This is a genomic window from Reichenbachiella sp., assembly GCF_039969095.1.
Lineage (GTDB): Bacteria > Bacteroidota > Bacteroidia > Cytophagales > Cyclobacteriaceae > Reichenbachiella.
Map to the genome: position 1 here is coordinate 258991 of NZ_JBDVOL010000008.1, position 13342 is coordinate 272332.

11 protein-coding genes are annotated in these 13342 nt (G+C 41.5%); 1 reads left to right on the forward strand and 10 read right to left on the reverse strand.

Features of this window, described 5'->3' with window-relative positions:
* Positions 1 to 15: 15 nt before the first annotated feature.
* From ilvN to ABJH98_RS02370, 10 genes are all read right to left on the reverse strand, one after another.
* Positions 16 to 576, reverse strand: coding sequence for an acetolactate synthase small subunit (ilvN, locus tag ABJH98_RS02325; protein ID WP_348306007.1), 561 nt, complete (start codon positions 574 to 576; stop codon positions 16 to 18).
* A 5-nt stretch (positions 577 to 581) separates the two neighbouring features.
* On the reverse strand, positions 582 to 2321 hold the full coding sequence (gene ilvB, locus ABJH98_RS02330) for a biosynthetic-type acetolactate synthase large subunit (RefSeq protein WP_348306008.1): 1740 nt from the start codon (positions 2319 to 2321) through the stop codon (positions 582 to 584).
* A 77-nt stretch (positions 2322 to 2398) separates the two neighbouring features.
* Positions 2399 to 4066: a dihydroxy-acid dehydratase gene (gene ilvD, locus ABJH98_RS02335; protein WP_348306009.1), complete on the reverse strand. Its 1668-nt coding sequence runs from the start codon at positions 4064 to 4066 to the stop codon at positions 2399 to 2401.
* A 46-nt stretch (positions 4067 to 4112) separates the two neighbouring features.
* Complete coding sequence (locus ABJH98_RS02340) at positions 4113 to 5003, reverse strand: branched-chain amino acid transaminase (protein WP_348306010.1); 891 nt, start codon at positions 5001 to 5003, stop codon at positions 4113 to 4115.
* Between the two features lie 445 nt (positions 5004 to 5448).
* Complete coding sequence (gene leuB, locus ABJH98_RS02345; protein ID WP_348306012.1) at positions 5449 to 6531, reverse strand: 3-isopropylmalate dehydrogenase; 1083 nt, start codon at positions 6529 to 6531, stop codon at positions 5449 to 5451.
* Positions 6521 to 8056: an alpha-isopropylmalate synthase regulatory domain-containing protein gene (locus tag ABJH98_RS02350; RefSeq protein WP_348306013.1), complete on the reverse strand. Its 1536-nt coding sequence runs from the start codon at positions 8054 to 8056 to the stop codon at positions 6521 to 6523. The genes leuB and ABJH98_RS02350 overlap by 11 nt, the downstream gene beginning before the upstream one ends.
* Positions 8056 to 8649: a 3-isopropylmalate dehydratase small subunit gene (gene leuD / locus ABJH98_RS02355; protein WP_348306014.1), complete on the reverse strand. Its 594-nt coding sequence runs from the start codon at positions 8647 to 8649 to the stop codon at positions 8056 to 8058. Before leuD ends, ABJH98_RS02350 begins: the two co-directional genes overlap by 1 nt.
* A 4-nt stretch (positions 8650 to 8653) precedes the next feature.
* Entirely contained in the window at positions 8654 to 10060 is a 1407-nt protein-coding gene (gene leuC, locus ABJH98_RS02360) for a 3-isopropylmalate dehydratase large subunit (protein WP_348306016.1), read from the reverse strand.
* A 70-nt stretch (positions 10061 to 10130) separates the two neighbouring features.
* Positions 10131 to 10301: a hypothetical protein gene (locus ABJH98_RS02365; RefSeq protein ID WP_348306018.1), complete on the reverse strand. Its 171-nt coding sequence runs from the start codon at positions 10299 to 10301 to the stop codon at positions 10131 to 10133.
* A gap of 3 nt (positions 10302 to 10304) precedes the next feature.
* Entirely contained in the window at positions 10305 to 11471 is a 1167-nt protein-coding gene (locus ABJH98_RS02370) for a 2-isopropylmalate synthase (protein WP_348306019.1), read from the reverse strand.
* A gap of 143 nt (positions 11472 to 11614) precedes the next feature.
* Between ABJH98_RS02370 and ABJH98_RS02375 the strand changes: the two genes are divergently transcribed.
* Positions 11615 to 13162 (forward strand): hypothetical protein, encoded by a 1548-nt coding sequence (locus ABJH98_RS02375; protein ID WP_348306020.1) that lies wholly within the window; start codon positions 11615 to 11617, stop codon positions 13160 to 13162.
* Positions 13163 to 13342 lie beyond the last annotated feature (180 nt).

Consider the following 13342-nt stretch of genomic DNA (forward strand, 5'->3'; position numbering starts at 1 on the left):
ATGTCTAATATCTGATTAGTAGTCTTTTATACTCAGCAGGTTCGACTTGGTCTCTTCCAATTCTTTGATGTAAGCTTCCGTCTTACGCTTTGATTTGGAAATCGCCACCCGACCCGACCTTACAAACTCCAATAGCCCTAATGGCTCTAGTTTTTTGTAGAGGTCGTGGGTATCTGCAATGTGTCCCGTTTTTTCGATGATGATATGATCTTCTTCGATCACCAGAATTCTTGCACCATTGTTACGAACTAAAGTTTCTATTTTATTTCCATTAAGGAATACCGAAGTAGGAACCTTGTACAAGGCGATTTCTTGGTAGTAGATCTCGGTTTCTTCGTAAACAAAAGCACCCAACACTTCGATGAGCTTTCTAAATTGCTTGCAGCAATTGTCTGCGCTGTCACGCGTAGTGGTAATCACAATAGTGAACCTACTAATTCCGGCCACTTCTGTAGTCGAAACGTTGAGAGAATCAATATTGATTTTTCTTCTGTTTAAGATAACAGTGAGGTGATTGAGTAAACCAGCTCTATCTTCGGTCAATACTGATATGGTATATTGTTTTTCTTCTTCCATGATTACTATGCTTCTAGTTTTACTTCTGCAACAGACGCTCCAGTCTGAACCATTGGGAAAACATTCCCTTCCTGTTCTACACACACTTCCAGCAAATAAGGCCCCTCGTGCTCCAAGAAAACATCTACAGCCACAGCCAATTCATCTCGGTTTGTCACTTTATTACAAGGAATGCCATATCCCTTAGATATCAATTGAAAATCGGGGTTGATCATTTCCGTATGTGCGTACCTTTTGTCAAAAAACATTTCCTGCCACTGACGAACCATTCCTAAGAATTGATTATTCAAAATCAATACTTTCACTCCAATATTGCTCTGGAAAATAGTACCCAACTCCTGGATGGTCATTTGAAAACCACCATCACCAATAACTGCAATCACCTGCTTTTCTGGGCGAGCCACTTTAGCCCCCATCGCTGCTGGCAAGGAGAATCCCATCGTACCTAAGCCTCCAGAAGTCACGTTGCACCGCGTATCATCGAAAGCATAATATCGACTCGCTATCATTTGGTGCTGTCCTACGTCAGTCACAACAACTGCTTTTCCTTTCGTTTGGTCAGAGATCAATTTGATGACTTCTGCCATTTTTATTTCGTCCTTTTCAGAATGGAGGTCAAGTTTCCCTACCTTCTCAAATTCCTTGGCATCACAATCGCTAAATTCCTGAAGCCATGCTCCATGTTTATTTGAAGTGATTTCCTTTTCTAATTGAATCAAGGCTGCTTTGGCATCGCTCACGATTGCCACATCTGTTTTTACGTTCTTATCAACCTCAGCTGGATCAATTTCGATATGAACAATTTTTGCTTGCTTAGCATACCTACTCAAATCGCCAGTCACCCGATCATCAAATCGCATACCTACGGCTATGATTACATCCGCTTCGTTGGTCTTCAAATTGGGGCCATAATTGCCGTGCATTCCTAACATACCCACATAAAGTGGATGTTTGTTTGGCACGGCTGACAAACCTAGCAGTGTAGAAGCCATTGGAATTTCAGCCTTTTCAGCGAAAGCCAACAACTCACTTTGAGCCTGCGAGATCAAAACACCATGTCCAACCAGCATCAAAGGTTTTTTCGCTTGATTAATCAGCGCTGCAGCTTCTGTTACTTTCGACTTTTCCAGAATTGGAAATGGATGGTAACTTCTGATTTTCGTGCATTTTTCGTACAATGGAAAATCGAATTCAGTGATTTGCGCATCTTTAGTGATATCAATCAATACTGGTCCCGGACGGCCAGTGTTGGCAATATAAAATGCCTTGGCAATAGCCATCGGAATTTCTTCGGCTTTAGTTACTTGAAAATTCCATTTGGTTACTGGCATGGATATGCCGATCACATCAGTCTCCTGAAAGGCGTCAGTTCCCAACAAGTGAGAAAACACCTGACCTGTAATTGCAACCATCGGCGTAGAATCAATTTGCGCATCTGCGATACCAGTAATCAAATTAGTCGCACCTGGGCCAGAAGTGGCCATACAGACGCCGGTTTTCCCATTGACTCTTGCGAACCCCTGCGCGGCATGTGCAGCGCCTTGCTCATGACGAACCAAGATGTGATTTAGTCGGTCAGCATACTTATATAATTCATCATAGACTGGCATAATGGCTCCGCCTGGATAGCCAAAAAGTGTCTCCACTCCTTCGGCAAGCAAGCACTCAAGCAATGCCTGAGACCCCGTCAATCTTTTCGTACCTTGTTTTGGTTTCTCTTCCAATTCTAGTGTCGATGTGTTCATTTTGATAGATTCAAGATTTAAGAATCAAGATTCAAGACTTCTTATGTCTTTGCTCTTATTTCTTGGTTCATTTTAGGTTATTCGTCAGTTACACAGCCTTCTGAAGCTGATGCTACTTGATTGATATATTTTTTAAGAATTCCTTTTGTGGCTTTGTAAGCTGGCTGTTTCCATGCCGCTTTTCTCTTCGCCATTTCTTCATCAGAAATTTTCAAATTCATTTCATTTTTTACTGCATCGATGCTAATGATGTCGCCATCCTTCACCAATGCCAAAGGCCCACCTTCTTGCGACTCCGGCGTAACGTGTCCTACCACAAAACCGTGAGATCCACCTGAGAATCTACCATCTGTGATCAATGCTACATCTTTACCGAGTCCAGCGCCCATGACGGCACTTGTAGGTTTCAACATCTCTGGCATGCCTGGCGCGCCCTTAGGTCCTGACTGTCTGATGACAATCACTTCACCTTTTTTCACATCTTTTCCGATACCTTCGATTGCCTCGAACTCATCGTCGTAACATCTGGCTGGCCCTTCGAAGTATTCTCCTTCTTTACCGGTAATCTTCGCTACTGAACCTTCTGGTGCCAAATTGCCATACAAGATCTGCAAGTGACCCGATGGTTTGATCGGATCAGAGAATGAATGGATGATTTGCTGTCCTTCCTTCAATGACGGCCCTTCTTCAATATTTTCAGCCAAAGTTTTGCCTGTCACCGTCATGCAGTCGCCGTGTAGGTATCCTTCATGCAACAAAGCCTTCATTACTGCTGGAACACCTCCAACAAAATGTAGATCTTCCATCAAATATTTACCACTTGGTTTCAAATCAGCTATAAATGGTGTACTATCAGAAATTCTCTGAAAGTCGTCCAAACCTATTGGCACATCTACTGATTTCGCCATGGCGATCAGGTGAAGCACCGCATTCGTAGAGCCTCCTAAAATCATGATGATTCGGATGGCATTTTCAAAAGCCTCTTTGGTCATGATATCTTTTGGACGCAAGTCTTGCTCGAGCAAATGCCTTACTGCTAGTCCTACTCTATAAGTCTCTTGCTTTTTGTCTTCGCTTTCAGCAGGATTAGAAGCAGAAGATGGTAAACTCATACCCATAGCTTCGATAGCCGAAGACATGGTATTGGCTGTGTACATACCTCCACATGCTCCTGGACCTGGAATTGAATTTTTGATAATTCCATTATAATCTTCATCCGAAATATTGTTGGCTAGCTTTTGGCCATAAGCCTCAAATGCCGAAACAATGTTCAGGTCTTCGCCTTTCCACTTGCCTGGCTTTACTGTGCCACCATAAACCATCAACCCTGGTCTGTTCAAACGACCCAAGGCCATGATTGAGCCAGGCATATTTTTATCGCATCCTACTACAGGCACTACAGCATCATAAAATTGAGCATTGACCACAGTCTCAATGGAATCAGCAATAATGTCTCTGGAAATCAAAGAATATTTCATCCCTGTCGTACCATTAGAAATCCCATCGCTCACGCCTATGGTGTGAAAGATCAATCCTACTAGATCTGCCTCACGAACACCTTTTTTCACCTGATGTGAAAGAATATTGAGATGCATGTTGCACGGATTGCCTTCGAACCCTGTGCTCACAATCCCAACTTGCGCTTTTTTCAAATCTTCTTCTGACAATCCAGTGGCGTACAACTGCGCCTGAGAAGCTGGCTGCGAAGGGTCTTGAGTGATCGTTTTGCTGTATTTATTTAACATTATAGTATTTAGACTTTAGATATTAGTATTTAGATAACTGAGGTAGCTAGACTAAAGTGAACTCACTTAATTCTGCATTGCTCACTCGTTGGCGATACATAAGAAAAAGATCGTAAGCCACTGTTTCTTTCCAATCGGCAGCAAACTCCATATCGTCGATCGATTTAATACTTGCCACTTCTGTTGCCGTACCTGTGAAGAAAGCCACTTCTGCGCCTTTCATTTCTTCAGGCTTGAACAGTTTTTCTACTACTGGATAGCCCAATTCCATCGCATATTCTATGATGGTCGCTCTGGTGATACCAGGAAGGATATTACCCAGTGGTGGCGTATAAATCACATCATCTTTCACAAAGAAGAAATTCTGACCAGATCCTTCTGCTACATAACCTTCCGAATCCAAAAGTAGCGCTTCGTCGTACCCATTTTTTTTGGCTTCGTTAGATGCCATGATCGAATTGGTGTAGTTACCAGTTACTTTGGCGTCTACAGGGATCGACTTAGGGTTTGGTCTCTCTACAGAAGAAATCATTACTTTCAAGGCTTCATCACCCAAGTATGGAGGCCAATCCCAGGCTGCCATCATGATATGCACCTCTCCACAAGAGAGTAGTTTCATATTGGCTCCGAGATAAACCATTGGGCGGATGTAAGCATTGCTCAATCCATTGCGATCCAATAACTCATAAGAGACTTTGACTAATTCATCGACGGACTGGCTGATTTTAATACCCATCTTCTCAGCAGAGTATTTTAGTCTTTCAAAATGTTCCTTGGCCTTGAAGACGTTAGGTCCGGCGGCACCTGCGTACGAGCGGATCCCTTCAAAGGCGCCATTGCCATAGTGCATGGTCTGGCTAAACAAGTCAACTTTAGCTTCTGATGCTTTTACCCACTGTCCGTCTAGGAAAAGGATCGAGTTGTCGTTGTAATACATAGTCTGTCTCTTTAGTTAATAATTTCTTTTATTCGATTCTTGTCATAAAAAAAGCCTTTCTCGCTGGAGAAAGGCTTTTGAATAATTAAATTCTTATATACCTCTCTCACGTACTACCAATAATGGTAATAATCACGATGGCTAATACTGTGACAATTGTCGTTATCATTTTTTGGGTCAACATTTGGGTATTATCCTATGTGAATTTCTCAATTCACTTCGGCGTATAAATAAAAAAAGCGCCATCCTGTTGGGAATGACGCTTTAGAATATCTTTTTAAACTATTGCATATCATTCCCGATCTGAGGTGACTGTGACCTCAGTAATAATCGCTAATGCTATGACAATAATGTTCTTCATTTTTGTTGTTCTTTCGAATTCCAAAGGTAGAACATTTCATTTTTATCATCCTAGCATTTTAGGCAATTTTTGATACTATATTACCTAACCTTCTAATACTGTGCTACTTGCACGGATCAGTTCGGCTATCTTATCTCCTACCTCTGTAGTAGATTTTGCATTTTCTTTGTTCAAATCTTCTGTCAAGTAGCTCTCTTCGATCACTTGATTCACTGCGTTTCTGATCACTTCAGCTTCTTTCATCAAGTCCAAAGACTCTAGCAACATTGCGGCTGAAAGAATAGTAGCAATCGGGTTGGCGATGTTCTTGCCAGTGGCCTGAGGGTACGATCCGTGGATTGGCTCAAACACTGAAGTATGCACCCCAACTGAAGCCGACGGCAACAAGCCCATAGAACCTGTAATTACACTTGCTTCATCAGAAAGTATATCGCCAAACATATTCTCAGTCACCATCACGTCGAACTTCTTCGGCCACTGAATCAACTGCATGGCTGCGTTATCTACAAACATGTATTCCGTCTGGATATCCGCTCGTTCTTTCTCCATTTTCTGAGCTACTTCTCTCCACAATCTTGAAGTTCCCAATACATTAGCTTTGTCCACTACGGTCAAATGCTTTCTTCTTTTACCAGCATATTCGTACGCCAATTCCAAGATTCTTTCGACCTCTTCTCTTTTGTACACACAAGTATCAAAAGCTGTATTCCCATCTTCAGACCTACCTCTTGGCTCTCCAAAGTAGATACCACCTGTCAACTCTCGAATCACTACAAAGTCAGACCCTTCTACAATTTCTTCTTTCAAAGGTGACTTATAGTTCAATGAAGGAAAAGTCACCACTGGACGGATGTTGGCATATAAACCCAACAATTTTCTCATCTTCAACAAGCCTTGCTCTGGACGAACCTTAGCTGACGGATCGTTGTCATATTTAGGATCTCCGATCGCTCCAAATAGTACTGCATCCGACGCCATACATAGATTGTGTGTAGCTTCTGGATAAGGTTCTCCTACTTTATCGATGGCGGAAGCACCTACTTCTGCATATTGAAAATCAAATTCATGGTTGAAAACCTCTCCCACTGATTTCATGGCTTTCACTGCCTGTTCTACTATCTCAGGTCCAATTCCGTCTCCAGGAAGGGTAGCTATTTTAAACTGCATATTCTTTTACTTCTTTACTTTCTACTATGTTCAACATTCGTGTGGTTGCTTTGATTGCCGCCACGGTTTGGTCAGGGTCTAGCCCTTTGGTTTTTAATATTTTTCCATTCCAATTCCATGAAATAGTCGTCATCACAAGTGCATCTGTATTTCCCCCAGGTGGTATCCTTACTTCATAATCTACCAACTTCGGAAAGGTTCTTCCTACAGTTGCGTAGATCTTCAACAAGGCATTCATAAATGCATCGTATTGTCCATCTCCAGGAGCCGTTTCTTCTTGGACGATACCATCCAAGCTTACCGAAATCGTCGCTGAGGGTTTGAGTCCTTTCGCAACAGAGAGCGAATAATTCAAAATTTCGACCGTTGGGTCAGAAACTGAATTACCCAAAACATCATTCACGATAAACGGCAAATCTTCTTGCGTTATGCTCTCTTTCTTATCGCCCAGCTCAATGATTCGTTCGGTTACTTTCTTGATCTCATCGCTCGACAACTGAATGCCTAATTCGTCCAAATTCTTATGGATGTTAGACTTGCCCGAAAGCTTGCCTAAGGCATAAGTATAAGATCGCCCGAAGCGGGTAGGCTCTAAGGCCGTCTGGTACAAATTGTCTTTGCTGTCACCATCAGCATGAACGCCAGAAGTTTGTGTAAACACAAATTCTCCAATCAATGGTTTGTTGGCTGGAATACGTACGCCAGAGAATGCTTCTACCACCTTGCTCACTTTGTACAACTTGGTCTCATCCAGATTCACTTCTAAGTTGAGATGATCTTTCATGATACCCACTACACTCGAAATTGGTACGTTGCCTGCGCGTTCTCCTAATCCATTCAAGGTGGTATGAATCCCTTTCATTCCTGCTTTCAACGCCTCGAAAACGTTGGCGACAGAAAGGTCATAATCATTGTGCGCATGAAAATCGAAATGGACGTTTGGAAAACGCTTCACCATTTCTTTGCAGAATTTGCTTACATCTCCATGGTTGAGTACGCCCAGCGTATCTGGCAACATGATTCTTTTCACGCTGGTCTTTTGCAGACCTTTCACCATTTGATAGACGTATTCAGGAGAATCAATCATACCATTAGACCAATCTTCTAGATAGACATTGACAGCTATTCCCAATTCGTCTGCGTAGGCAATGGTTTCAGCAATATTTGCCAAGTGCTCTTCAGGAGTTTTCCTTAATTGTGCCTTACAATGTTTCAATGAGCCTTTAGTCAACAAGTTCATCACTTGTCCATTGGCTTCTTTGATCCAGTCCAATGATTTGCCACCATCCACAAAACCAAGTATTTCGATTTTGTGTCCGTGACCATTTTGATTGGCCCAATCCAGAATATTTTGTGCCCCACGATACTCGCCTTTCGAAACTCGCGCAGAGGCAATCTCCAAACGGTCCACACCCAGCTCATCTATGATGAGTTGGGCGAGGGTCAGCTTTTCGCTTTCGGTGAAAGCCACGCCTGACGTTTGTTCGCCATCTCGAAGGGTCGTATCTAGGATTTCTACTTTCATTAAGCTCGCGCTGCTTCGTATTCGCCTATTTTATCTTTCAAGGATATCAGATAATCGATATCATCATATCCATTTTGCAAACATTCCTTCTTGTATGGACTGATCTCAAAATCTGTCGATTCTCCAGTTGAAGAAATAGTGAATGTCTGCGCATCTAAGTCAGCTTCAAACTGTGCATTTGGGTCAGCAGCTATTGCAGTAAACACTTTTTCAGCAAACTCCACAGACACTTGTACTGGAAGCACACCATTATTCAAACAATTGTTTCTAAAAATATCTGCGAAGAAACTAGACACAACTACTTTGAACCCATAATCATGAACGGCCCAAGCAGCGTGCTCACGGCTCGATCCACAACCAAAGTTTTTACCCGCGACCAAGATGGTGCCTGAGTATTTTTTGTCGTTCAATGGAAAATCAGGAATTTCATTTCCATCTCCATCATATCTCCAATCACGGAATAAGTTTTCACCAAAACCCTCTCTGGTCGTTGCCTTCAAGAATCTTGCTGGAATGATTTGATCTGTATCTACATTTTCGGTAGCTACTGGAACTGCCGATGATTTTATTGTTATGAATTTTTCTATAGCCATCTGATTAAGCGTTTACAGGTTCACGAGGATCTACAATTTTGCCAGCAACAGCCACCGCAGCGGCAGTCAACGGGCTAGCCAATAAGGTACGAGAGCCAGGCCCTTGTCTTCCTTCGAAGTTTCTGTTGGAAGTAGAAACTGCGTATTTCCCTTTTGGCACTTTGTCATCGTTCATAGCCAAACAAGCCGAACAACCTGGCTGTCTCAATTTGAAACCTGCTTCTTCAAGCACTTCAACCAAACCTTCTTCTTGCGCTTGTTTTTCTACTTGTTTCGAACCAGGTACGATCCAAGCGGTAATATTTTCGGCTTTTTGTTTGCCTTTCACATAGGCAGCTACTTCTCTCAAATCTTCAATACGACCGTTGGTACAGCTACCCACGAACACATAATCTATTGGCTTGCCTACCAATACATCTCCATCAGAGAATCCCATGTAGTGCATAGACTTCTGGAACGACTCCTGTTCAGATTTTTCAATTTCTGTCAAGGCTGGAATAGAAGATTTGATCTTTGTGCCCATGCCTGGATTCGTACCATAAGTGATCATAGGCTCGATGTCGGCGGCGTCAAATTCTAGTTCTTTATCGAACACTGCATCATCGTCAGTTTTCAATTTTTTCCACTCTTCAACGGCTTTATCAAAATCAGCGCCTTGCGGTGCTTTTTCTCTTCCTTGCACATATTCGAAAGTGGTTTCATCAGGAGCAATCAAGCCTCCTCTTGCACCCATTTCGATACTCATATTACAAACAGTCATTCTACCTTCCATAGAAAGGTTTTCGAATGCCGAGCCTGCATACTCAATAAAGTAGCCTGTTCCTCCACCAGCAGTCACTTTTGAAATAATGTAAAGCACCAAATCTTTAGCAGTAACACCTGCTCCCAAATCACCATTTACGGTGATTCTCATTTTCTTAGGCTTAGGCTGCATGATACATTGCGACGCCAAAACCATTTCCACCTCACTCGTTCCGATACCGAAAGCAATGGCACCAAAAGCGCCATGCGTAGACGTGTGGCTGTCTCCACATACGATGGTCATTCCTGGCTGAGTCAATCCCAGCTGTGGTCCTACGACGTGCACCACGCCTTGGTATGGATGATTCAATCCGTACAATGACACGCCATGTTTTTCGCAATTTTCGGTCAGCTTGTCTACTTGAAATTTTGACAATGCATCTTGGATTGGCAAGTGCTGGTTTTCAGTTGGTACGTTGTGATCAGGTGTGGCGAATGTTTGATCTGGTCTGAATACAGGTACGCCTCTTTTCTCAATTCCTGCAAAAGCCTGTGGACTGGTCACTTCGTGAATCAAGTGACAATCAATATATATGGCGCTTGGCCCTCCTTCGATCTCGCTCACCACATGAGCATCCCAGATCTTATCAAATAATGTTTTTGCTTCCACGTTTAATCTAATTCTCTAATTAATTACTTATTAAAAAAGCCATCCATTGCTGAATGACGTTTACCCTTTTTTATTCGCAGCCAAAGGCATACAAAAAGTTCTCATTGGTTCCCCTGCATTGGGATGAGGCCAAAAAGACTCTGGCATTCAATGCCTTCTTGTCCATTTCGAAATCCTCATGTAAGGCTTCCAACTGTTGATTTTCTTTTTCTGGGTTATTTTTATTGTTGTAATTATCCATCTTCTACATTTCTACATTAGTCATCAAATACTCGCTCAACATGCTTTTAAGCAATTTGTCATCGACTACATCGTGCTTGTCTGCCACTTTCAAAAATTCGTGATAGACTTTCTCCAATTCTTCTTTATTCAAGTTGACATTGAGCTTTTCTACTCTGTAGTTTAATGCAGCTCTTCCACTTCTTGCCGTAAGCACAATTGAAGATTCATCTACTCCAACCTCTGCTGGATCGATGATTTCATAATTGTCTCTGTTTTTGATCACACCATCTTGGTGAATCCCAGAAGAGTGAGCAAACGCGTTGCTTCCAACGATCGCTTTATTAGGCTGTACTGGCATTCTCATGGTTTCCGACACCAGCCTTGACATGGCGTTCAAACGAGTGGCATCAATCTCCGTATCAGATTTCATCCAATTGTGCTTGCGCATGATCATCACCACTTCTTCGAGTGAAGTATTTCCAGCTCTTTCGCCGATGCCATTGATCGTACATTCGATTTGACGAGCACCATTCTGAATACCCGCAATAGAATTGGCTGTAGCCAATCCAAGGTCATTGTGACAATGAGTTGAAATAACAGCTTTCTCAATTCCCTTGACGTTATCCATCAAGTATTTGATTTTAGCTCCATACTCTTCTGGCAAACAATAACCCGTAGTATCGGGAATATTGACCACTGTTGCCCCTTCAGAAATAGCCGCTTCAATGACTTGAGCCAAAAATGCATTCTCTGTTCGACCCGCATCTTCTGCATAGAATTCCACATCATCCACAAAATTCTTAGCCCACTTGACCGCCTGCTTACTTCTAGCAATGATGTCTTCTCTTGTGGTTTTGATTTTAGTGAATACATGCTGATCTGAAGTGCCAATCCCCGTATGGATTCGAGGTCGCTTGGCATGCTTCAATGCTTCAGCCGCACATTCTATGTCTTTTTGTACCGCTCGGGTCAAACCGCAAACTGTTGTTTCTTTTACTAATTTTGAAATCTCTGAAACAGATTCGAAATCACCGGGACTGGATATAGGAAATCCAGCTTCTATAATGTCAACTCCAAGATGTTCTAATTGCTCGGCAATCAAGAGTTTGCCTTTGGTATCTAGCCTGCAACCTGGCACTTGTTCCCCATCTCGTAGTGTGGTATCGAAAATGTGTATGCGATTGTCCATAGTTCTCATTTAATTCTGGCTACAAAACTACTTAGCGACAATTCGCTAAAAAATGCCTATTATTTATTTAATTACGATTTCTAAAATGATTACTTTTGTCCATTATTTAACTCCATTAGTAATAAAACGCAATTTTAATTACAATGTCTAAAGAGAGATCAGACGCTTTGTTCCATTTGATCAAATCACTCAAAAAGAGTGAAAAGCGCTATTTCAAGCTCTCAATGGCAAACGGAGAAGAAAAAAAATTTTCCAAGCTTTTTAATATTCTTGAAAGTCAGACTGTATTTGATGATGATGAAATATTGAAAAAGGATACATCTATCAAACCGACACAGCTTTCTAATATGAAAGCTCACTTATACACTAAAATCCTTAATGCCCTTAGAGATTACAATTCCAATACATTGCCGAATATCAAAATTCGGGATATGATCGATCATGCTGAGATATTGTTCAACAAAGGGCTCTACAAGCAATGTGCGGAAGTAATTAAGAAGGTAAAGAAAATCGCGATTAAGGGAGGAAACCTCGAAATGCAATTGGAGATATTGAAGTGGGAAAAGCAAGTGCTCTTCCATACTTCTGGCAAGGAACACATAGCCAGAACCAATGACATTATTGCCGATGTTCAGCGTGTCAATAACCGAATCAATAACATCAATTCCTTTTCTAACCTACAAGTAAAATTGCAGTCATTATACCAAAAGATTGGCTTCATCCGAAGCGAAAGCGATTACAATAAAATTCAAAATGTTTTTGCAGCGACTTTACCAGTTTTTGTTGAGGATGAACTGTCTAACAGTGAGAAAATCAGCCTCTACAACCTCTATGTTGGTTATTACTTTTTTCTTCAAGATTTTGAGAAAGGATTTCAGTATGCCAATAAACTGGTCAACCTATTTAATGAAAACAAAGCTCTAATCAATTCAATGCTAGAAGCGTATATCAATAGTCTGAATAACTTATTGATCGCTCAAAACAAGCTTTTGAAATACCGAGAGTTTCAAGCCACAACTCGAGAACTCAGAGCGCTTAATAACCTCCCACCAGCTCAATTGAATGAAAATATTCGGATGAAGCTCTTGAAGTACACTTTCGTTCATGAGTTCAACCGTCTGTTTTTGATGGGGGATTTTGAGCGCGGGGTGAAGTTGATGGAGCGAATCAAGCCTGGTATGGAACAGTTCATTAGTCAGATCGATATGCATTCGAAAGTGATCCTTTTTTACAAAACGGCTTGTCTTTACTTCGGAAATGACAATTACCATACAGCCATACATTGGCTCAATCAAATCATCAATTCAAAAGAAGCTGATTTGAGAGAAGACATACATGGATTCGCACGGATACTGAACCTCATCGCTCATTATGAGTTGGGTAATATGGAATTAATAGAGTATTACGTTCGATCTACCTATCGGTTTCTACTCAAAAAAGAAGATTTACACCTCTATCAAAAGTATATTCTCAACTTCTTGGTAAGATTGAAAACTAATATCACGCAAGACGAATTAATCAAACGATTTCGCACTTTGCGTGAAAACCTGATTCCACTGGCCAAAGACCCCTATGAGCGACGGGCATTTATTTATTTTGATATTATTTCCTGGCTCGAGTCCAAAATCGAAAGACGCCCAGTACAGAGTATTATTAAGGATAAGGCACTGGTGAGATTGAGTGAGATATAATCTAAAGAGCATAACAATATTCGGATATTGCATGTAATACCTTCAAAATACCAATTGGTATTTTCCAACAAATAGATATTATTCTACGGGGTCGACTTTCTTCAGCAGACTATTCTTATTTGGTCAAATAATACTGCTTATTAGCCTTAGAATGCCCTGTCCTTTTTATTTTTACCATTA

Coding starts and splice junctions, on each gene's coding strand:
- ABJH98_RS02375 (WP_348306020.1), top strand. CDS start 11,615: ATGTCTAAAGAGAGATCAGACGCTTTGTTCCATTTGATCAAATCACTC.
- ilvB (WP_348306008.1), bottom strand. CDS start 2,321: ATGAACACATCGACACTAGAATTGGAAGAGAAACCAAAACAAGGTACG.
- ilvN (WP_348306007.1), bottom strand. CDS start 576: ATGGAAGAAGAAAAACAATATACCATATCAGTATTGACCGAAGATAGA.
- ABJH98_RS02365 (WP_348306018.1), bottom strand. CDS start 10,301: ATGGATAATTACAACAATAAAAATAACCCAGAAAAAGAAAATCAACAG.
- leuD (WP_348306014.1), bottom strand. CDS start 8,649: ATGGCTATAGAAAAATTCATAACAATAAAATCATCGGCAGTTCCAGTA.
- ABJH98_RS02350 (WP_348306013.1), bottom strand. CDS start 8,056: ATGAAAGTAGAAATCCTAGATACGACCCTTCGAGATGGCGAACAAACG.
- ilvD (WP_348306009.1), bottom strand. CDS start 4,066: ATGTTAAATAAATACAGCAAAACGATCACTCAAGACCCTTCGCAGCCA.
- ABJH98_RS02370 (WP_348306019.1), bottom strand. CDS start 11,471: ATGGACAATCGCATACACATTTTCGATACCACACTACGAGATGGGGAA.
- ABJH98_RS02340 (WP_348306010.1), bottom strand. CDS start 5,003: ATGTATTACAACGACAACTCGATCCTTTTCCTAGACGGACAGTGGGTA.
- leuB (WP_348306012.1), bottom strand. CDS start 6,531: ATGCAGTTTAAAATAGCTACCCTTCCTGGAGACGGAATTGGACCTGAG.